The 18,953-nt window shown below is 71.8% G+C and carries 21 protein-coding genes and 2 riboswitches; of the genes, 6 read left to right on the top strand and 15 right to left on the bottom strand.

The features are described from left to right. The first annotated feature begins 69 nt into the window (after nucleotides 1-69). Nucleotides 70-363: a hypothetical protein gene (locus NYR58_RS01680; RefSeq protein ID WP_378074580.1), complete on the top strand. Its 294-nt coding sequence runs from the start codon at nucleotides 70-72 to the stop codon at nucleotides 361-363. 9 nt (nucleotides 364-372) lie between these two features. On the opposite strand, the gene cobF is transcribed toward NYR58_RS01680, so the two are convergent. From cobF to cbiE, 8 genes are read right to left on the bottom strand one after another with little or no spacing between them, the layout of a single operon-like run. Beyond that, the gene (gene cobF, locus NYR58_RS01675; protein ID WP_261518664.1) at nucleotides 373-1,134 is read right to left on the bottom strand and encodes a precorrin-6A synthase (deacetylating); all 762 of its coding nucleotides are present in this window, start codon (nucleotides 1,132-1,134) and stop codon (nucleotides 373-375) included. Nucleotides 1,135-1,138: 4 nt separating this feature from the next. Beyond that, a complete protein-coding gene (gene cobT / locus NYR58_RS01670; protein WP_261518663.1) occupies nucleotides 1,139-2,152 on the bottom strand; it encodes a nicotinate-nucleotide--dimethylbenzimidazole phosphoribosyltransferase in 1,014 nt (337 codons plus the stop codon). 10 nt (nucleotides 2,153-2,162) lie between these two features. Then, on the bottom strand, nucleotides 2,163-2,933 hold the full coding sequence (gene cobS / locus NYR58_RS01665; RefSeq protein WP_261518662.1) for an adenosylcobinamide-GDP ribazoletransferase: 771 nt from the start codon (nucleotides 2,931-2,933) through the stop codon (nucleotides 2,163-2,165). After that, on the bottom strand, nucleotides 2,930-4,249 hold the full coding sequence (locus NYR58_RS01660; RefSeq protein ID WP_261518661.1) for a cobyrinate a,c-diamide synthase: 1,320 nt from the start codon (nucleotides 4,247-4,249) through the stop codon (nucleotides 2,930-2,932). Before NYR58_RS01660 ends, cobS begins: the two co-directional genes overlap by 4 nt. Then, the gene (gene cobA / locus NYR58_RS01655) at nucleotides 4,246-5,052 is read right to left on the bottom strand and encodes a uroporphyrinogen-III C-methyltransferase (protein ID WP_261518660.1); all 807 of its coding nucleotides are present in this window, start codon (nucleotides 5,050-5,052) and stop codon (nucleotides 4,246-4,248) included. The genes NYR58_RS01660 and cobA overlap by 4 nt, the downstream gene beginning before the upstream one ends. Then, on the bottom strand, nucleotides 5,049-5,813 hold the full coding sequence (gene cobM / locus NYR58_RS01650) for a precorrin-4 C(11)-methyltransferase (protein ID WP_261518659.1): 765 nt from the start codon (nucleotides 5,811-5,813) through the stop codon (nucleotides 5,049-5,051). Before cobM ends, cobA begins: the two co-directional genes overlap by 4 nt. Continuing rightward, nucleotides 5,810-6,190, bottom strand: a complete 381-nt coding sequence (locus NYR58_RS01645) for a cobalamin biosynthesis protein (protein WP_261518658.1) — start codon at nucleotides 6,188-6,190, stop codon at nucleotides 5,810-5,812. Before NYR58_RS01645 ends, cobM begins: the two co-directional genes overlap by 4 nt. Next, nucleotides 6,187-7,428: a precorrin-6y C5,15-methyltransferase (decarboxylating) subunit CbiE gene (cbiE, locus tag NYR58_RS01640; RefSeq protein WP_261518657.1), complete on the bottom strand. Its 1,242-nt coding sequence runs from the start codon at nucleotides 7,426-7,428 to the stop codon at nucleotides 6,187-6,189. The genes NYR58_RS01645 and cbiE overlap by 4 nt, the downstream gene beginning before the upstream one ends. 1 nt (nucleotide 7,429) lies before the next feature. On the opposite strand from cbiE, the gene NYR58_RS01635 reads away from it, so the two are divergent. Next, nucleotides 7,430-8,200 carry a cobalt-precorrin-6A reductase gene (locus NYR58_RS01635; RefSeq protein ID WP_261518656.1) on the top strand — a complete coding sequence of 257 codons (771 nt, stop codon included), beginning with the start codon at nucleotides 7,430-7,432 and terminating at the stop codon, nucleotides 8,198-8,200. Here the strand turns inward: NYR58_RS01635 and NYR58_RS01630 are convergent. The 7 genes from NYR58_RS01630 to NYR58_RS01600 are packed head-to-tail and all read right to left on the bottom strand — an operon-like array spanning nucleotide 8,164 to nucleotide 16,304. Continuing rightward, nucleotides 8,164-8,928 (bottom strand): precorrin-3B C(17)-methyltransferase, encoded by a 765-nt coding sequence (locus NYR58_RS01630; protein ID WP_261518655.1) that lies wholly within the window; start codon nucleotides 8,926-8,928, stop codon nucleotides 8,164-8,166. The genes NYR58_RS01635 and NYR58_RS01630 overlap by 37 nt on opposite strands. Continuing rightward, complete coding sequence (locus NYR58_RS01625; protein WP_261518654.1) at nucleotides 8,925-9,650, bottom strand: precorrin-2 C(20)-methyltransferase; 726 nt, start codon at nucleotides 9,648-9,650, stop codon at nucleotides 8,925-8,927. Before NYR58_RS01625 ends, NYR58_RS01630 begins: the two co-directional genes overlap by 4 nt. After that, nucleotides 9,647-10,276 (bottom strand): precorrin-8X methylmutase, encoded by a 630-nt coding sequence (locus tag NYR58_RS01620; protein WP_261518653.1) that lies wholly within the window; start codon nucleotides 10,274-10,276, stop codon nucleotides 9,647-9,649. The genes NYR58_RS01625 and NYR58_RS01620 overlap by 4 nt, the downstream gene beginning before the upstream one ends. Beyond that, on the bottom strand, nucleotides 10,273-11,481 hold the full coding sequence (cobG, locus tag NYR58_RS01615) for a precorrin-3B synthase (protein WP_261518652.1): 1,209 nt from the start codon (nucleotides 11,479-11,481) through the stop codon (nucleotides 10,273-10,275). Before cobG ends, NYR58_RS01620 begins: the two co-directional genes overlap by 4 nt. Then, nucleotides 11,478-14,828 carry a cobaltochelatase subunit CobN gene (gene cobN, locus NYR58_RS01610; RefSeq protein WP_261518651.1) on the bottom strand — a complete coding sequence of 1,117 codons (3,351 nt, stop codon included), beginning with the start codon at nucleotides 14,826-14,828 and terminating at the stop codon, nucleotides 11,478-11,480. The genes cobG and cobN overlap by 4 nt, the downstream gene beginning before the upstream one ends. Nucleotides 14,829-14,832: 4 nt before the next feature. Beyond that, nucleotides 14,833-15,870, bottom strand: a complete 1,038-nt coding sequence (gene cobW, locus NYR58_RS01605) for a cobalamin biosynthesis protein CobW (protein WP_261518649.1) — start codon at nucleotides 15,868-15,870, stop codon at nucleotides 14,833-14,835. After that, on the bottom strand, nucleotides 15,867-16,304 hold the full coding sequence (locus NYR58_RS01600; RefSeq protein WP_378074778.1) for a DUF1636 family protein: 438 nt from the start codon (nucleotides 16,302-16,304) through the stop codon (nucleotides 15,867-15,869). The genes cobW and NYR58_RS01600 overlap by 4 nt, the downstream gene beginning before the upstream one ends. 38 nt (nucleotides 16,305-16,342) lie before the next feature. Then, nucleotides 16,343-16,549: riboswitch (cobalamin riboswitch) on the bottom strand. 61 nt (nucleotides 16,550-16,610) lie between these two features. Then, a riboswitch (cobalamin riboswitch) is annotated at nucleotides 16,611-16,801 on the top strand. Nucleotides 16,802-16,836: 35 nt separating this feature from the next. On the opposite strand from NYR58_RS01600, the gene NYR58_RS01595 reads away from it, so the two are divergent. The 4 genes from NYR58_RS01595 to cobO all read left to right on the top strand — a co-directional run bounded on the left by NYR58_RS01595 (nucleotide 16,837) and on the right by cobO (nucleotide 18,952). Beyond that, nucleotides 16,837-17,016, top strand: coding sequence for a CbtB domain-containing protein (locus NYR58_RS01595; RefSeq protein ID WP_378074781.1), 180 nt, complete (start codon nucleotides 16,837-16,839; stop codon nucleotides 17,014-17,016). Nucleotides 17,017-17,096: 80 nt separating this feature from the next. Beyond that, the gene (locus NYR58_RS01590; RefSeq protein WP_261518645.1) at nucleotides 17,097-17,828 is read left to right on the top strand and encodes a CbtA family protein; all 732 of its coding nucleotides are present in this window, start codon (nucleotides 17,097-17,099) and stop codon (nucleotides 17,826-17,828) included. After that, nucleotides 17,821-18,336, top strand: a complete 516-nt coding sequence (cobU, locus tag NYR58_RS01585) for a bifunctional adenosylcobinamide kinase/adenosylcobinamide-phosphate guanylyltransferase (RefSeq protein ID WP_261518643.1) — start codon at nucleotides 17,821-17,823, stop codon at nucleotides 18,334-18,336. The genes NYR58_RS01590 and cobU overlap by 8 nt, the downstream gene beginning before the upstream one ends. A 1-nt stretch (nucleotide 18,337) precedes the next feature. Continuing rightward, entirely contained in the window at nucleotides 18,338-18,952 is a 615-nt protein-coding gene (gene cobO / locus NYR58_RS01580; RefSeq protein WP_261518642.1) for a cob(I)yrinic acid a,c-diamide adenosyltransferase, read from the top strand. Nucleotide 18,953 lies beyond the last annotated feature (1 nt).

Below are 18,953 nucleotides of genomic sequence, written 5' to 3'. Positions count from 1 at the left end.
GGGAGCGGATGCAGGCCAAACAAGGCTCAAGGGCGTCGATACGGCGCGGAGCGGACAGCGCAGGAACGAATGCAAGAGACAGACACCTCGACGCGACACGGAGATTCGCGCCGCGGGCACAAGGGCCCGCGCCCGCACGTCTCCCTGGCCGGGCGGCGCATGCCGCTGCCGCGTTCGCGCATCGCGCGGATGGTAAGCGGCGGCCTGCTGGTCGTGCTCGGCCTGTTCGGCTTCCTGCCGGTGCTGGGTTTCTGGATGATTCCGGCGGGTCTCCTGATTCTCTCCTATGACATGGCCACGGTGCGCCGCCTGCGCCGGCGCCTGGAGGTGTGGTGGCACAGGCGGCGGGAAAAGCGGCGCTGAGCAGGGTGCTCACCGGCGCCGGCGCAGGAGATAGGTGTCCATGATCCAGCCCTTCCGCTGCCGGGCTGCAAGCCGCGCCTCGACGATGCGCCCGGCCACTTGGTGGAGCGGGCCGGCCAGCGTGATCTCGTCCGGCGCGCCGAGATAGGCGCCCCAGAAGATGTCGTAATCCGCTTGAGGCAGCGTCTCGAAGGCGGTTTCACCGTCGAGAAGGACGACGGCGCTGTCGGCGTTATCGGGAAACCCCTCCTGCCTGAGCCTGCGCCCGGTGGTGAGCTGCACGGCGCCGCCTACCGTGTTGAGTGCCATGGCGTGGCTGGCGGCCAGCGCCTGGATGCTGGCGATGCCCGGGATGACCTCGCGCCGGAAGGCGAAGTCCGCCATATCCTCCAGCCGGTCGAGAATGCGCAGCGTGCTGTCGTAGAGCGACGGATCGCCCCACACCAGGAGGGCGACCGTGCCCCCCTCGCCCGTATGCCGGGCGATCAGGTCGCGATAGGTTCTGGCAATCGCCGCATGCCAGTCGGCCACGCGCCGGGCATAGGAGGGCTCGGCCTCGTCGCGCTCCGGCAGGTCGAAGGCGACAAGGCGAGTTCCGGCATTGGCGAGATAGCGCCGGCAGATCTCGCGCCGCAGATCGGCCAGCGCCTCCTTCCCTTCGCCCTTGCGCGGGATGAGCACGATGTCGGCGCGGTTGAGCGCGTTGATGGCCTGCACCGTCATGTGCTCGGGGTTTCCGGTCCCGATGCCGATGACGAGGAGCGTGCGCATGCGCCTATCCTCCTGCAACGCCCGCCTGCGCAAAGGTCGCCATGCCGTTGTGGCAGGCGAGTGCCGCGCGCAGGAGGAGAACCGCGACAGCCGCGCCCGAGCCCTCGCCCAGCCGCATGCCGAGATCGACAAGCGGGGCAAGGCCCAGCTCTTCGAGAAGCCGGCGATGCGCCGCCTCCGCCGAGACATGGCCGGCCAGCGCATGGGCCAGCCCGTGGCCCGCAAGCCGGGCAAGCGGCGCCACCGCCGCCGTGCACACAAAGCCGTCGATGAGAAGCGGAATGCGCAGGCGCCGCGCCGCGAGCGCGGCGCCGAACATGGCGGCCAGCTCGCGCCCACCCACCAGGCGCAGTGCCGCGAGAGGATCGGCAAGCGCCCCGCCGTGGAAGGCGAGCGCGGCATTCACAACATCCGCCTTGCGCGTCAGCCCTGCATCGTCGACGCCCGTGCCGCGCCCCACCCAGCCTTCCCCCGCCCCGCCGAAAAGGGCCGCCGCGAGGGCCGCCGCGGCGGTGGTGTTGGCGATGCCCATCTCGCCCAGGCAGACAAGATCGGCATCGGCGCGCACCGCCTCGAAGCCCGCCCGCACCGAGTGGATGAACGCGGTCTCGGACATGGCCGGCCCGCAGGTGAAATCGCCAGTCGGCCGTTCGACATCGAGCGGGATGACGGAAAGCCTGGCGCCGGCCACGCCCGCAAGCTGATTGATGGCGGCGCCGCCGGCAGCGAAATTGGCCACCATCTGCTGCGTCACCTCGGCCGGGAAGGCCGACACGCCCCGCGCCGCCACACCGTGGGAACCGGCGAAGACGAGGATTTCCACCCGTTCGAGGACCGGCTGAGCCCGCCCCTGCCAGCGCGCCAGAAAGATGGCGATCTCCTCCAGCCGGCCGAGGCTTCCCGGCGGCTTGGTGAGCGTCGCCTGGCGCGCCGCGGCGGCACGCGCGGCCTCGTCATCACCCTGCGGCAGGTCGCGGCAGGCGGCACGGATGGCATCCATCGAGGAAAGGTCCGTCATCTCTTCTCCTTCACGTGAACGTCGCGGAGGCGGCGATGAGCACCGCAGCCTCGCCCCCCTGCTGAAGCGTGCCGAGCACGTCCCCCGTCTGGCCGCCGATCTGGCGCCGGCAAAGCCGCGCAAGCGCGAGAAACCAGACGCCCAGAAGAACAGCCGCCGAAAGCGCAAGGCCCGGCCCGCAGGCGGCGAGCGCCAGGCCGCCGACAGCGAGCGCGCCAAGCGCGGTGGCCCTGCCGATCCGGCCGGTCCCGGCCGAAAGCCCGTCCGTGCGGGCCGGCGGCACCAAGACCATGAAGAGCGGAAGGAGCGCGCGCGAGGCGGCGTGGGCCGCCACGAGCGCCAGCAGCGCGGCCCACGCCCCCGCACCCGCAAGGGCGGTCAGTGCGGCCCAGCGGACGAGCACGGCGACGAGCAGGGCGAGCACCCCAAAGGTGCCCACCCGCGAATCGCGCATGATGGCCAGTTTCTCCTCGCGGTTCCGGCCGCCGCCGAAACCGTCCGCCACATCGGCAAGCCCGTCCTCGTGCAGGCCGCCCGTCACCAGCATGGCGACGCCAAGCGCCATGGCCGCCGCCACCACTGCCGGGATGCCGAGCCACGAAGCGCCGGCAAGCACGAGCCCCGACACAAGCCCCACCACGGCGCCGGCCAGGGGGGCCGCCCACTGCGCGGCGGCAAAGGAGACGGCAGGTGCCGGCACCGGCAGGCGGGTGTAGAAACCGATGGCCGCCAGCACCTCACCACCGAGGCGGCGCGCCCGAAGGGCTTCACTGTCCGTCATGGCGCAGCCCGGGCCATGGCGTGGAAATAGGTGCCGGTCACGTGGCCCCTCCGGCCGCCGGCCGGCCCCAGCGCGTTGCCCAGCGCATCGCAAAGCGCGACCAGCGGCTCGTCGCAGCCCGGATCGGTGAGGCGCGAATAGTGGAACTCATGGCCGCGCACCACAGCCCCGGCCCGCCCCAGCGGGCAATCGGCAAGAAGCCGTGCCTCGCGATAGCCGAGATTGATCCTGCGGCTGGCAAAGCTTGTGACGTGAGAGAGCAGGCCGGCCATGGCATGAGTCGCGCCCTGAGCGTCTGTGAGCGCCTTGCCCAACACCATGTATCCGCCGCACTCGCCATGGACAGGCCGCGTCTCGGCAAAGCGGGCAAGACCGCGCCGGAAATTGCCGGCCGCCGCCAGCGCGTCCGCATGAAGCTCCGGGTAGCCGCCGGGCAGCCAGCAGGCATCGCAGTCATCTGCCGGGCCTTCGTCGTTCAGCGGCGAGAAGCCGACAAGCTCCGCGCCGGCCTCGCGCCAGTGCCGCACCACATGCGGATAGAGAAAGGTGAAGGCGGCGTCCTGGGCAATGGCGATGCGCTGGCCGGGCGGCGGCAGGTGGTGGGCGCCCGATCCCCCGGCCGCCGCCAACGGGGCAGCGCACGCAAGCACCGCGTCGAGGTCGAGTGCGCGTTCCATCGTATCGGCCAGCCGCTCGATGAAGCCTTCGAGCGCGGCATGCTCGCTGGCCTGCACAAGGCCCAGATGTCGCTCGGGCAGTGCCATGTCCGGGTTGCGGTGGATCGTACCGAACACGGAAATGCCCCGCGCCTCGATCGCCTCGCGCGCCTGGGCCTCGTGGCGCGGGCTTGCCGCCTGGTTGAGCACGACGCCGGCCACGCGCACATCTTCGTCGAAGCTGGCAAAGCCGTGGGCGATGGCCGCCGCGGTCTGCGACTGGCCCGAGATGTCGAGCACCAGGAGCACCGGCAGGCGGAAGCGGCGGGCAAGATCGGCCGCCGCCCCGCTGCGCCCTTCAGGCTCGCGCACACCGTCGAACAGGCCCATGGCGCTTTCGACGATCAGAAGGTCGGCCCCCTCGGCCTGCCGGGCCGCCAGGGTGTCGAGCAGCGCCGGCGCCATGGCCCAGCTGTCGAGATTGACACCGGGCCGCCCGGTGGCCGCGGCGTGGAAGCCGGGGTCGATGTAGTCAGGCCCGGATTTCGCCCCTGCCACCCGCAGGCCGCGCCGGGCAAAGGCGCGCATCAGGCCGATGGTCACGCTCGTCTTGCCGGAGCCGGAGCGCGCCGCGCCGACGATGAGACCATGCGCGCTCATGCATCCATCCTTTCGCACGCCTGCCGGGGCGCGAGCGCCCGGCGCTGGCCGACGATGTCGCCCACCACGATGAGCGCCGGGGCGCGGAACCCTTCGGCCCGCGCCCGCTCCGCGATGGTCTCCAGCCTGGCGACCAGCACCCGCTCCCCGGCGGTGGTGGCGGCCATGAGGATGGCGGCGGGCGTGCGCCCGCTCAGGCCGCCGGCCATCAGCGCCTTGGCAATGGCTTCGAGATTGCGCATGCCCATATAGATGACGATGGGCTGGCCGGTACCGGCCAGCGCCGCCCAGTCGAGGTCCTCCGGCGTGCCGGCGGCGTGGCCGGTGGCCAGCACGATTGCCTTGTTGACGCCGCGCATGGTGGCCGGGATCCCGGCGGCCGCCAACGCGCCGAAGGCGGATGTGACACCCGGCAGGAAACGGAAGGGAATGCCGGCAGCCGCCAGCGCCAGCGCCTCCTCGCCGCCGCGCCCGAAGGTGTTGGGGTCGCCGCCCTTGAGGCGCAGCACCCGCCGGCCGGCCCGCGCCTCCGCCACCATCAGGCGGTTGATCGTGTCCTGCGGTGTGGAAGGCTCTCCGCCGCGCTTCCCCACATAGAGGTGGCGTGCGCCGCAGGCTGCCTGAAGCACGGCGGGATCGACCAGCGCGTCGTAGATGACGACATCGGCCGCCTGCAGGGCGGCGGCCACCTCCAGCGTCAGGCAGCCGAGACCGCCGGGCCCGGCACCTGCCAGCCACACATGGCCCGGCTCGAAGGGCGGCGGCGCATAGGGCAGCCGCGCCACGGCATCCGCGACGCTCATGATGCCTCGCGCCCCCGGAAGCGCCGCTGATAGGTGGCGTCGTAGAGGGCGCTGTCGCGAAAGTCCTCCGCCGCAAGGCCGCGTCCTACGAAGATGATGGCCGTGCGTTCGATGGGCTCCTCCTTGAGCTTCTCCTCAATGGTGGCGAGCGTGCCCCGCACGATGCGCTGATCCGGCCAGGTGGCGCGTGCCACGATGACCACCGGGCAATCCGCCCCGTAGAGGGGCCCAAGCGCCGCCACGATGCGCCCCAACGCGTGGATGGCGAGGTGAATGGCCAGCGTGGCGCCGGTGCGGCCGAAATTTTCCAGCGTCTCGCCCTCGGGCATGGCCGAGGCGCGGCCCGGCACACGCGTCAGCACCAGGCTCTGCGCCACCTCGGGAATGGTGAGCTCCCGCCCAAGGGCGGCGGCTGCGGCCGAGAAGGCCGGCACACCCGGGGTGAGCGTGTAGGGAATGCCGAGCCGCGCAAGCCGCCGCATCTGCTCGGCCACCGCGCTCCACACCGACAGGTCGCCCGAATGCAGGCGCGCCACATCCTGCCCGTTTCGATGCGCGCTCACATATTCGGCCTCGATCTCGTCGAGCGACAGGGGTGCAGTGTCAACCAGGCGGGCGTCGGGCGGGCAATGGGAAAGCAGCTCCTCCGGCACGATGGAGCCGGCATAGAGGCAGACAGGGCAACGCGCGAGCAGGTCGCGCCCCCGCACGGTGATGAGGTCGGCCGCGCCCGGGCCGGCGCCGATGAAGTGAACCGTCATGTTTCGTCCCCAGCTTGCGCGATGGCACATGTGACGTTGCCCCTGGCAATGCGCGGGGCGATGAGCCGGCTGCCCTCGCCCGCCGCCGCCAGGGCCGCCGCCTCGGCGAGCGAAGGCGTGCCGGTGGCTGCGAGCGAGGCTGCGGAATGCGTCATGCAGCGTGGCGAGGCACGCCGCAGAGCCGCCCGATCCACAGGGATGAGCGGCAGGCCCAGAAGCCCGGCGGCGGCCAGGATGCCGGGCTCCCCGGCCTTGGAGGCGGCGGTGGCAAGCGCCTGCACCGCAGGCGGGCGGAGCGCCGCAGCGCAGGCGTCCAAAGCCGCCAGTACCTCACCGGCGGCCACGCCTTTCCTGCATCCAAGCCCTGCCACCCTCATGGCTTCACCCATGACCATTGGGTGACCGGCATGGCCGGCCGCCAGCCCGTCATGCCGCCGAGCGGCGTGGCGCGCGAGACGGCGATGCGTGTGAGATGGCCGCCGTGGCGGGCCTGGAGGGCGAGCAGCGCCGCCTCCATCTCCAGCGTCACGGCATTGGCGACGAGCCGCCCGCCGGGCCGCAGGGCCGCCAGGGCCGCCTCCGCAACGCCGGCCTGGCTTCCCCCGCCGCCAATGAAGATGGCATCGGGGGGAGCGAGCCCCTCGAGTGCAGCCGGCGCCGCCCCCTCCACCACTTCGAGGCCCGGAACACCGAGCGACAGGGCGTTGCGGCGGATGCGGGCGGCGCGCGCACCCTCCCGCTCGATGGCGATGGCGCGCATGGAAGGATCGGCCAGCATCCACTCGATGGCCACGGAGCCCGCGCCGGCGCCGATGTCCCACAGGAGTTCGCCGCGCCGCGGCGCCAGCGTGCTGAGCGTCAGCGCACGGATCTCGCGCTTGGTGATCTGGCCGTCATGCTCGAACAGCGCCTCGTCCAGCCCCGCGCCGAGCGGCGGCGCGGCCGCGCGCCCGCCGCCCGCCACCTCGACGGCCACCACGTTGAGGGGATCGAAGACGGCGTCGCCCAGCGTCCCGGCGGTGGCGCTGCAAACCCGTTCGCGCGGCCCGCCCAGCGCCTCCAGAACGTGGAGGCGCGATGCGCCAAAACCCCTTTCGGCAAGCAGGGCGGCGATGGCGCCGGGCCCCGCGCCATCGGAGGTGAGCGCCAGAATGCGCCGCCCGGGATGCAGGAAGGGCACCAGGCCCTCCACCGGCCGCCCATGCAGCGAAACGGTCTCCACCGCCTGCAACGCCCAGCCCAGCCGTGCCGCGGCGAGGCTGAACGCCGAAGGCGCGGGCACCACCTGCATCTCTTCCCTCGCCACGTGGCGGGCCAGCGTGACGCCGACGCCATAGTGGAACGGATCGCCGGAAGCGAGCACGCAGACAGGCCGCCCGCGCAGCGCCACCACCTGCGCCACCGCTGCGTCGAAGGGGGTGGGCCAGGGCCGCGCCTCGCCACGGATGAGCGCTGCGGCGAGCGCCAAGTGCCGACGGCCGCCGAAGACGACCTGCGCCCCGGCCACGAGCGCGCTGGCGCGCGGGCTCAGGCCCTCCGCGCCGTCTTCGCCGATGCCCACGACGGCGAGCCATTTTCCCGTTGCGCGCCCGCCCGCCTCCTCTCTAGATGGCATGATGGACCCTCGGAACGTTCTCATTCTCGGCGGCACGGGCGAGGCCCGCCTTCTCGCCGAGGCGCTGGCGAAGGAGGCGGCGCTGCGCGTCACGCTCTCGCTTGCCGGGCGCACCGCAAGCCCGCGCCCGATGGCTGCCCATGTGCGCATCGGCGGCTTCGGCGGGGCGGACGGCCTGGCCCGCCACCTGCGCCAGGAGGGCATCGGCCTGCTGGTGGATGCCACGCATCCCTTCGCCGCGCGCATCTCTGAGAATGCCGAGCGCGCGGCGGCTCTTGCCGGCGTGCCGCTGGTGGTACTGGAACGCACGCCCTGGCAGCCCGTGGCCGGAGACCGCTGGCGCGAGGCGGCGAGCGTGGCCGAGGCGGCATCGCTTCTGGGCGCGCGGCCGAGGCGCGTCTTCCTCGCCATCGGCCGGCAGGAGCTTGCTCCCTTCGCCGCCTGCCCGCAGCACTTCTATCTGGTGCGCAGCGTCGATCCGGTGGCGGCGGAAGCCGCGCCCGCCAATGCACGCTTCATCCTGGAGCGCGGCCCCTTCGACATCGCGGCGGAGCGGGCGCTTCTCGAAGAACACCGTATCGACATGGTGGTCGCCAAGAACAGCGGCGGCGAGGCCACCTATGGCAAGATCGCCGCGGCCCGTGCGCTTCGCCTGCCCGTCATCATGGTGCGCCGGCCACGCGCCACTCCGCCCGGGGCGGCGGCAAGCGTCGGGCAGGCGGCGGCACGCATCCGTCATCTCGCAGCCCTCCCCGAGGAACGCGGCGTGTAGACGAGCGGAGGCCGGCCCGGCCGCTCCACCAGCCGCGTTTCGGGTGAGCCGACGATGACACAGGTCGCCATGTCAGCCTGCCCGGCGTGGGCCTCAGCGAGCGTGGTGACGATCATGCACTCGTCCGGCCGGCCCACGGCGCGCCCGAAGATCACCGGCGTGGAGGCCGGCAGCACCTCGCGCAGGATCTCGAAGGCGCGGCCAAGCTGCCAGGGCCGGGCGCGGCTGATCGGGTTGTAGAAGGCGAGCACGAACCCCGCGCCGGCGGCGGCGCGAAGCCGCGTCTCCACCGCCTCCCACGGCTTCAGATTGTCGGACAGGGAAAGCGCGCAGAAATCGTGGCCGAGCGGCGCGCCAGCGCGCGCCGCCACCGCCAGCATGGCGGTGATGCCGGGCGTGATGTCGAGCTCGATCTCACGCCAGGCGGCGGGGCCCGCCTCGATGGCCTCGCAGACGGCGGCGGCCATGGCGAAGACGCCGGGGTCGCCGCCCGAGACCATGGCGACGCTGCGCCCGGCGGCGGCCGTCTCAAGGGCCGCGCGCGCACGGGCAAGCTCCTCGCGATTGTCGGAGGCATGGCGGCGCTGGCCGGGGGCAGGCTTCAGCCGGTCGAGATAGGGGCCGTAGCCGAACAGATCGCTCGCCGCGGCCAGCGCCGCCGCCGCCTCCGGCGTCGTCTGGGCGGGACTGCCGGGGCCGAGCCCCACGACGGCAAGCCTGCCCGTCATGGCCGCGCCTCCCAGCCCGCCACCAGGACGATGGAAAAGTAGGCCGCCCTGTCGTCCGGCTTCTCGGCAAGCGGCATGGCCACCATGGCTTCCATGGTGCCGCGCTCCACGAACACGGCATCCGCCAGCCGGCCGGCCTCGGCAAGGGCGCGGCGGATCCTGGCCAGATTGCGCCCCACCTTCATGACGACGCAGGCCTGCGAATCGGCAAAGCGGCGCACGAGTTCCGCCTCCGGCAAGGTGCCGGGCAGCACCGTAAGCACGTCGTCGCCCTGGGCAATCGGCAGGCCCACCGCCGACCAGCAGCCGGACATGGCGGTGACACCCGCCACCACGTCCGCCGGATAGTGCGGGGCGAGCCTGGCGTGCAGATGCATGTACGAGCCGTAAAAGAGAGGGTCTCCCTCGCTCAACACCGCAACGGTGCGCCCGGCGCGCAAATGCGCCTCGACGGCGCGCGCCGCGTCTTCATAGAAGGCGGCGATGGCCGTCCGATAGGCCGGGTCATGCCGGGGAATTTCCGTGGTGACGGGATAGAGTAGCGGCAGTTCCATGACGTCGGCGCGCAGATGCGCCGCGACGATGGCGCGCGCATTGCTCTCGTTGCCCCGCTTGGCGAAATGGGCCACCACGTCCGCGCTCTGGAGCGCCCTCACCGCCTTGAGCGTCAGCAGCTCGGGGTCTCCGGGCCCGGTGCCCACGCCGATCAGCCGGCCGCTCATAGCCCGGCCCTCGCCAGGGCGTTGACGGCGGCGGCGGCAAGCGCGCTGCCACCCATGCGCCCGCGCACGGTAGCGAAGGGAATGCCGTGACGGCCTTCGGCCAACGCCTCCTTGGATTCAGCGGCACCGACGAAGCCGACGGGCATACCCACAATCGCGGCAGGCCGCGGCGCCCCGGCCTCGATCATGTCGAGAAGGTGGAACAGCGCCGTCGGCGCATTGCCGATGGCCACCAGCGCGCCTTCGAGCCGCCCGCGCCACAGCTCGAGCGCGGCGGCGGAGCGGGTGTTGCCCATGCTCGCCGCAAGTTCGGGCGTGCGCGGGTCGCGCAGGGTGCAGACGACCTCGTTGGCGGCGGGAAGGCGGGCGCGGGTGATGCCGTGGGCCACCATTTCGGCGTCGCAGAGGATGGGCGCACCACGGCCGAGCGCGGCTCGCGCCGCCGCCACGAAACCGGGCGAGAAGACGAAGGCATCGGCCGCTTCCACCAGCCCGCAGGCATGGATCATGCGCACCGCCACCTCGGCTTCGGCTGCGCCGAAGCGCGACAGATCGGCCTCGGCGCGGATGATGGCGAAGGACTTTTCATAGATGGCAGTGCCATCGCGGATGTAGTCGGTGGTCATGGGGCTTGCCTGGCTTGTTCTTCAAGGAGGGCGCGAAGCTGCACCTCCAGTTCGGAGGGGATGGGCATGCCGGCGGCATGCAGGGTGGCGCCGCCGGCCGTGCCCGTAAGCGTCACGCAGGGGCCGGGCGGGCGGGCGCAATGCTTGCCGCAGCCCGAAAGATGCAGCGTGAAGGAGCCGTCGAGGAGTGCCGGCCGGCGGGCGACCAGCGCATCGGCAAGGCGCCGCGTTGCCAGATGCGCCGAAGCGCAGGCGGGCCTGCCCGCGCACACGGCGATGGAAAGGCGCCTGTCCCGCGCGTCGGTGACGAGGCCCGCCTTGCGCGCTGCGGCAAGAAGGCGGGCCTCCTCGCCCTCATCCACATCCAGGACGATGAGCCCGCGCCCGCGCGCAAGCCGCAGCGCCCTTCCCTCACCCAGCGCCGCGGCGAAGGCCTGAAGCGCGGCGCCCTCGATCTGCCCGTAGGCCAGCGCAAAGCCCCAAGCCCAGCCCGCATTGGCCAGCGGAAGGCGGCCGACCGGCGGGCGCGAGGTCGAAAGGGACGAGGCAGCCGTTGGCGCACGCCCGGCAATCGCCGCCAGCGCGGCATCGCAGAGATCGCGCGCCCGCGCGGCCTTTCCCTGCCCGGCCACCGCCTCCAGAATGGCGAGGGTGATCGAGGCCGCCTCCGCCGCGCCGAAGCAGCCCAGACGCCGCAGGTCGGCGGCCGGCCCGCCGACATCGACAAGCCAGCCGTCCCGCGCGACGGCCTCCAGCTTCACGTCCGCCGGCACGCCGGAAAGGCCGAGCACGCCGCCGCCATCGACCGTGACGGAGACCTTCGGCCCCAGCCGGCCGGCAAGGCCGAGCGCCGCGCAGCCTCCGGCGATCCTCTCCGCCAGGGGACGCGGATCGGCGATCTCCCGCGCATCCAGCCCGGCAAGCGGGCCGACCTCCACCGGCACCCCGGTGCGCAGCGCGATGCCGAGCGCCGCCACCTCATGCGCCAGGGCTTCCGCCCCGTCCCGGCAAAGCCCACGCACCTGCAGGCTGCCGCGCGCGGTGATTTCCACAATGCCGTTGCCGAAGCGCCGCGCCGCGCGCGCCAGGCCGGCAAGGGCACCGGCCGAAAGCCGCCCCTCCACGGGGTTGATGCGCGCCAGCAGGCCGTCGCCGGTCTGCATGGGCCGGGCAAGCGAGGGACAGGCACCGCGCCGCAGGCTCATGATTCCGCCTCCCCGGCCTGCGCCTCGGCAATGAGATCTGCAAGGTCGCCGTCCACCGAATTGCGCCGCGGATGCCAAAGGCCGCGACGGCGCGCATCCGACAGGCGCTCGGCTATGGCGCGCAGGGCCTGCGGGTTCTCTTCGGCCAGAAAGCGGCGTACCCGCTCATCCTCCAGATAGGCGGCATGTACCGCCTCGATGAGCGCGCCGGGAACGGCATCCGTCGTCTCGGCAAAGCCCACCAGCCGGTCCACCGTTTCGGCCAGTTCCGCCGCTCCCCGCGGCCCGTGCCGAAGCTGGCCCTCGATGAAGCGCGGGTTGAGCGCGCGGGCGCGCACGGCGCGGGCGATGGCGGAAGCCAGCGAGCGGGCGCGCGGGCGTGCCGGGTCCGTCGTGTCCAGCACCACGAGGTCCGCCCTGTGCCCGAGCGCGGCAAGGGCGGCGGAAAAGCCGCCGATGAAGGCGACATCGGCCGAGCCCTCCAGAATGTCGCGGCCCGGATCGTCGCCCGGATGCACCAGCAGGTCGGCACCGGCGATGCGCGCAGCAAAGGCGCCGGGCGCGCGGCGCCCCACCCCCTCCGCGCCGCCGAAGGCGTGGGAGGCGGCGTCGAGATAGGCGTGGCCGAGTTCGGCGCGCTCCTCCCACGCGCCATCGGTCAGCCGTTCCTCGATGCCGGCGCCATAGGTGCCGGGGGCGGAGCCGAAAATGCGTGCGGGCCGCCCGCCCTCGCGCCGCGCGGCGGCGGCAAGGGGATTTTCGTCCTCCGCCTCCTGGCGGGCCGCGACGGCGGCCACCGCGGCGTCCAGAAGCGCAATCTGCACGGGAAACATGTCGCGGAACAGGCCGGAAATGCGCCACGTCACGTCGATGCGCGGCCGGCCGATGGCCGCCGGCGGCAGCACCTCGATGCCGGTAACGCGCCCGGTGGCCGAATCCCACTGCGGGCGGCACCCCATGAGCGCCAGCCCCTGCGCAATCTCCTCGCCGCCGGTGCGCAGCGAGGCGCTGCCCCACAGATCGAGCACCAGGGTGCGCGGATACTCGCCATGTTCCTGAAGGTAGGCGCGCACCACCTCCTCGGCCGCCGCCTCGCCCAGCGCCTGCGCGGTCGGCGTGGGCAGGGTGCGTGGATCGGCGGTGAAGAGGTTGCGCCCGGTGGGCAGCACGTCCGTGCGCCGGCGCGCCGGCGCGCCGGAAGGGCCGGGCGGCACGCGCCGGCCGTCGAGCGCGTCGATGAATGCCTGGCGCTCGCGCGCCGCACTCTCGCGCCGCGCCGCGTCGCCCTCTCCCTCGTCCGCACGGCCATAGACATGGTGGCCGTCCTTGATGGCGAAATCCTTGAGATCGCAAAGCCAGGCGTCGATGCGCAACAGCGCCGCCTCTGGTTCGTCGTCCTCCGCGACGCCGGCCTCGCGCGCAAGGCCGCTGTCTCTGGCCGTCTCCACGATCAGCCGGGCAAGCCTGTCGCGGCGGCGCCGGTCAAGCCCGTCGGCCTGGGCGTATTCGTCCACCAGCCGTTCGAGCGCCTGCTCCTGCGGCGCAAGCCCCGCGCCAACGAGCGGCGGCGTCAGGTGGCCGAGCGTCACGGCGGCAATCCGCCGCTTGGCCTGCGCAGCCTCGCCCGGATTGCTGACGATGAAGGGATAGACCACGGGAAGGCTGCCCGCCACGATCTCGGGGAAGCAGTTGCGGCTCAGGGCCACCGCCTTGCCCGGCAGCCATTCCAGCGTGCCATGGGCGCCGAGATGCACGAGCGCATGGCAGCCGAGCGCTTCCCTGAGCCATACGCCGAAGGCCAGAAGGCGATGGCCGGGCGGCAGATAGGGATCGTGATACTCCGTCCGCCGCTCGGCCGAACGCCCCCTGTCCGGCGCAAAGCACACGGTGACATGGCCGAAGCGGGCCGCCCGGAAACGGAAGGCGCCGTCGCCGGCAGCCTCCTGCGGCTGCCCCCAGGCGGCCGTGACCGCATCGCGCGAAGGCGGCGGCAGGCGCGCGAAGGCGGCGGCATATTCGGCAGCGGAGAGCAAGGCGCCTTCCCGCTCCAGAAGCCGCATGAGATCGCGCGGCGATTGCGGAATATTCTCAACGTGATAGCCGGCTTCCTTGAGGTCGTGAAGCATGGCAATGGCACTTTGCGGCACGTCGAGGCCCACCGCATAGCCGGCCCGCCCCCTGGCCGCCGGATAGTCCGGCAGGATGATGGCAAGGCGGCGCTGCGCACGCGGCGTGGACTGCAGCGCGATGAAGGCCGCGACGCGCGCGGCCACCTGCGCCACGCGGTCGGGCACCGGATGGTTTGCCTGAATGCCGGCGGCCAGCGCCGGGTCGGCCTCCTGCGGCTCCTTGAAGGAGATGGCGCCGGCCATGATGCGGCCGTCAAGCTCCGGCAGCACCACGTGCATGGCAAGGTCGGCCGGCGCCAGCCCGCGCTCGCCCGCCTCCCAGGCCTGGCGCTGCGTGGTGGCGATGGCCGCCTGGAAGACCGGCAGGCCAAGCCTGTCGAACAGGCCGTCCGCCTCTCCCTCCATGTTGCTGGCAAAGGCGGTGGCGGTGATGAGCGCGACGGGCTTGAGCACCCGCGCCGCCTCGGCGAGACATTGCTGCGCCGCAGCCTCCCGCAGGCTTGCCACGAAGACGGGTACGGCAAGGATTCCCCTCTGCGCGAGGGCCTCGGCCAACGCGTCGACGGGCGCCACATCGCCGGCCAGCAGCATCGAGCGGTAGAAGACCAGCGGAACCACGGGCCGCTTTTCCCCGCAGGCTGCGAAATGGTCGAGCGGCACCACGCCCCGGCCCGGCGCGTAGAAGCCGGCGCGCGCCAGCGGGCGCGGCTCGCCCGCCGCGATGTCGCGACCGGCAAGACGCGCCATGTGGCGGAGGAGGAGACGCAGATTCTGCGGCCCGCCCTCGCGGAAGCAGGACAGCAGCCGCTCGTAGCTTTGCGGGCCAACGGTGGAACGCGCCGCCAGCCGCGCGTCGCGCATGTTGCAATCGCCGGGCAGAAGGGCGAGCGCAATGCCCCTTTCGCGGGCGACAGCAGCCAGCCGGTCGCAGCCATAGCGCCACCAGTCGTACCCGCCCAGAATACGCGCGACGATGACGCGGGCCTGCGCGCCGACGCCATCCACCCACAGATCGACCGACATGGGATGGCGCAGCTCGCGCAGGGACGCGAGGCGAAGCTCCGGCACCGCCGAACCCTCCGCACGCCAGGCCGCGGCAAGGCTGGAAAGGTCGCTGTCGGTGAAGGACAGTGCCACCATCTCCGCCGGGCGCTGGCGCAGATCGACGGGCTCGATCAGATCATCAAGCGAGGCGGAGCTGGTGGCGAGGATATGCATGGCCTCAGGCCGCCAGCAGCGATTCGACCGCCGCGCGGTCAAGGCCCTTCAGGCCGATGACGACGAGGCGCGTCGCCCGTTTCTCATCCGCCTTCCAGGCGCGATCGTAGTGATGGGTCACTCGGGGGCCGACGGCCTGCACGACAAGGCGCATCGGCTTTCCCGCAACATGCGCGAACCCCTTGAGGCGCAGCACGTTCTGCGCCTCGGCGGCGCGCGCCACCCGCCGCGCCAGCTCATCCGGCGCGGCCACCGGCGGCAGATCGACGATGAAGGTCTCGAAATCGTCGTGCTCGTGCTCGTCGGCGCCGTCGTGGTGGCTCCAGCGGTTCTCGATGTCCTCCTCCACGGCAAGGCCAAGCCCCAGGAGCACACCGGGATCGACATCGCCATTGGCGCCATGGACGATCTTGACGGCCGGGGAAAGGCGGCGCTCCACGGCGCGCCGGGCGCGGGCAAGGCCCGCCTCGTCGAGAAGATCGCTCTTGGAGAGGATGACGAGATCGGCACAGGCCACCTGATCCTCGAACACCTCCTCGATGGGATCGTCATGGTCGAGCGATTCGTCGGCGGCGCGCTGCGCGGCGAGCGCGGCCTCGTCGGCCGCCACCCTTCCCGCCGCCAGAGCCGGCCCGTCCACCACCGCCACCACGCCATCCACGGTGACGCGGTTCTTCACGTTCGGCCAGTTGAACGCCTGCACCAGCGGCTTGGGCAAGGCGAGCCCCGAAGTCTCGATGAGGATATGGTCGACCGGCCGCGCGCGCGCCAGGATGCGGTCGAGCGCCGGCACGAAATCGTCGGCCACCGTGCAGCAGATGCAGCCATTGGCAAGCTCCAGCACGTCGTCTTCAAGACAGCCCTCGATGCCGCAGCTCCTCAGGAGCTCGCCGTCGATGCCGACATCGCCAAACTCGTTGACGATGATGGCAATGCGCCGCCCGTTTGCCCGCGCCAGGACGTTGCGGATAAGCGTCGTCTTGCCCGCGCCGAGGAAGCCGGTGACGACGGTACAGGGGACACGGCGGATGCAGGCACTCATGGGATCTCCTTCAGGCTGTCGAGGGTGGGAATACGGGCGACGAGGCCGCGCTTCAGCGCTTCCGGGCGGCCGCGGAAGGGCATGAAGCCGTCGTGCGATTCGGCAAACAGCCGCGCGCCGGCCACCAGGTCCGGCCCGCTGTGCGGCGCAAGGCCGCCGAACACGTAGGACCAGCACCCCTCGCGCAGGATGGCCGCCGACAGGCCGCGCCTGCAATTGCCCAGACAGGCGACCTGGCGCACGCGAACATCCGCGTCGCGGGCTGCCTCCGCCGTGTTGCGCGCCAGCGCCGAGCCGGGGCGCGGCAGGGCCTCGCCATCGCCCGGCCGTCGGCAGGAACTGCACACCACGATGGTGACCGCGCCACCGGCCTCTGCCGTGCCGCAAACGGGAGGGAAGGGAGAATCCGCCTGTCGTGAAAAGCCGTCGGTCAAGAGCGCGTCCTTTGCCCGGGTCACCCGCCAGGCGGTCAGGATTGAACTTCTCGACGGCAGGTCTCCTGGCTTACGGATCGCCGCCCTGCCGCGCCTTCCCGGGGCATTCGCCTCAGTGGCCTCTTGCGGAGGGCTCTCCGATTACAGTTGCGGGGACAGCTGCGGACTTGCCCCGAAGGGGCGCACCGCATTCCCTCTTAGCTCCCGGCCTCTCGGCCGGAAGAACCGTCGCAGCGTCATTTAGAGGGGCCGTGGCTTGCCTGTCAACGCGGATGATTTCCGTCTTGTGCACGCAACGATTTCGTCTAAGCTTGCAGCGTCGTCGGTTCCCTTCGGGGACGAAAGAGGGAACGCGGTAGGGGAAACCCGATCCGCGGCTGCCCCCGCAACTGTGAGCGGCGAGCTTCGCCCAACCGCCACTGGAGCATGTGCTTCGGGAAGGCGGGCGAGAGCCCAGACCCGCGAGCCAGGAGACCTGCCGTCGACGCGACGCAACCCCAGGAACCCTCGGGTGGAGGGTGAAAAGGAGCAGATCATGACCGCATCCACCATGCCTGGCGCCGGCCACGCGGCGATGGCGCGCATCCGGCCTCTTCTGATGACCGGGCTGCTGGGCCTTGCCATCATCGGCGTTGCCGGCTTCGCGCATATGGACGTTGTCCACAACGCCGGCCACGACTACCGCCATTCCATGGCCTTCCCCTGCCACTGACGCGCCGCCTTCGTTGCGCGTTGTGAGCCCGGGGGCGCGATGCCCTTCGGGCGAAAGATTTCATGGCAGAGGGGGATTCCATGTCCGTATTCAGAAACACGGTCTTTCTGGCCGTCATCGCCGGGCTTTTCGCCGGCATCGTCATGGCAGGGCTGCAGGGTATGTTCACCGTGCCGCTGATTCTCGCCGCCGAGGCTTACGAGCAGACGGGGGCGCCGGCGCCCGATCACGACCACGGTCAAGAGGTCGCCGCCTCCGACCACCACCACGGCGAAGACGCCTGGATGCCGGCCGACGGGGCGGAGCGCACCGTCTATACAGTACTGGTCAACATCGTCACCGCGATCGGCTTTGCGCTTGTGCTGGTTGCCGCCTCCGAGGCGGCGGGCGGCATCGCCGGCTGGCGCCAGGGCCTCCTTTGGGGTCTGTCGGGTTTTGCTGTCTTCACGCTGGCGCCGGGTCTCGGCCTGCCGCCAGAGCTTCCCGGCATGCCGGCGGCCGACCTTTTGGCGCGCCAGGCATGGTGGATCGCCACCGTCTGCGCGACGGCGGCCGGGCTGGCGCTCATCGTCTTCGGCCGCCGGGCACTTCTGGCGGTGGCGGGCGTGGCGCTGATCGTGGCGCCCCACGCGCTGGGCGCCCCGCAGCCGGCAAGCCATGAGACGGCGGTGCCCGCCGCCCTGCATCACGATTTCGTGGTGGCGGTGACGCTGACCAATCTCGTCTTCTGGCTGGTGCTGGGGGCTGCGGTGGGGGTGGCGCGCGCGCGCTTCGCCGAGGCGATGGACGCGCCGCAGAGCCACCTTGCCTGAGGGCGGCCGCCTCACCCTCGTCCTGGGCGGGGCGCGCTCGGGCAAGAGCCGCCACGCCGAGGCGCTGGTTGCGGCCTGTCCGCCGCCCTGGGCCTATATCGCAACGGCCGAGGCGCATGACGAGGAGATGCGGGCGCGCATCGCTGCCCATCGCGCGCGCCGCGGCCCGCAATGGAGAACGCGGGAGGCACCGCTTGCGCTTGCCGAGGCGCTGGCCGAGGTGGCGGACGGCCAGCCGCTTCTTGTCGATTGTCTGACCCTCTGGCTGAGCAATGTGATGCTGGCCGGTCACGCGGTAGAAGAGGCGTGCCGGCACCTGGCCGATGCGCTGGCGCGCCCGCGCGGCCCCTGGGTGGTGGTGGCGAGCGAGGTGGGGCTTGGCATCGTGCCGGAAAATGCACTGGCCCGCCGCTTCCGCGATGCGGCAGGCATGCTCAACCAGATGGTCGCCGCCAGGGCCGACAGCGTCGAGCTCATGGCCGCCGGCCTGCCCCTGAAGGTGAAGTGACATGCGCGACATCGACGAAGCCGAGGCCCGGCGCCACAGGGCCAAGATGGCCAAGCGCAAAGCGGTGCAGGACGCCGAGGTGGCCGCAAGGACAGCGGAAAAGGGCCTCTTGATCGTCAACACCGGCCCCGGCAAGGGCAAGTCCACCGCGGCTTTCGGCCTGGCGCTCAGGATGCTGGGCCACGGGCGCCGCGTCGGGGTCGTGCAGTTCATCAAGGGGGCGTGGCACACCGGCGAACGGGAGGCGCTGGCGCGCTTCGGCGACCTGGTGTCCTGGCACAGCATGGGCGAAGGCTTCACCTGGGAGACGCAGGACCTTGCACGCGACATCGCCGCCGCCGAAAGGGCCTGGGCAAGGGCGCGCATGCTGATGGACGATCCCGACTTCGGGCTCGTCATTCTCGACGAACTCAACATCGCGCTGCGCTACAACTATCTCGATGTCGCCGATGTGGTGGCGGTGCTGAGCGCCCGCCGCGACGACCTGCACGTGGTCGTTACCGGCCGCAACGCCAAGCCGCCGCTCATCGAGGCCGCCGACCTCGTCACCGAGATGGGACAGGTCAAGCACCACTTTTCCGCCGGCGTGAAGGCCCAGAAGGGCATCGAGTTCTAGC

It is taken from the genome of Chelativorans intermedius (genome assembly GCF_025398255.1).
Taxonomy (GTDB): domain Bacteria; phylum Pseudomonadota; class Alphaproteobacteria; order Rhizobiales; family Rhizobiaceae; genus Chelativorans; species Chelativorans intermedius.
This window is presented reverse-complemented; position numbering and strand designations above follow the sequence as displayed.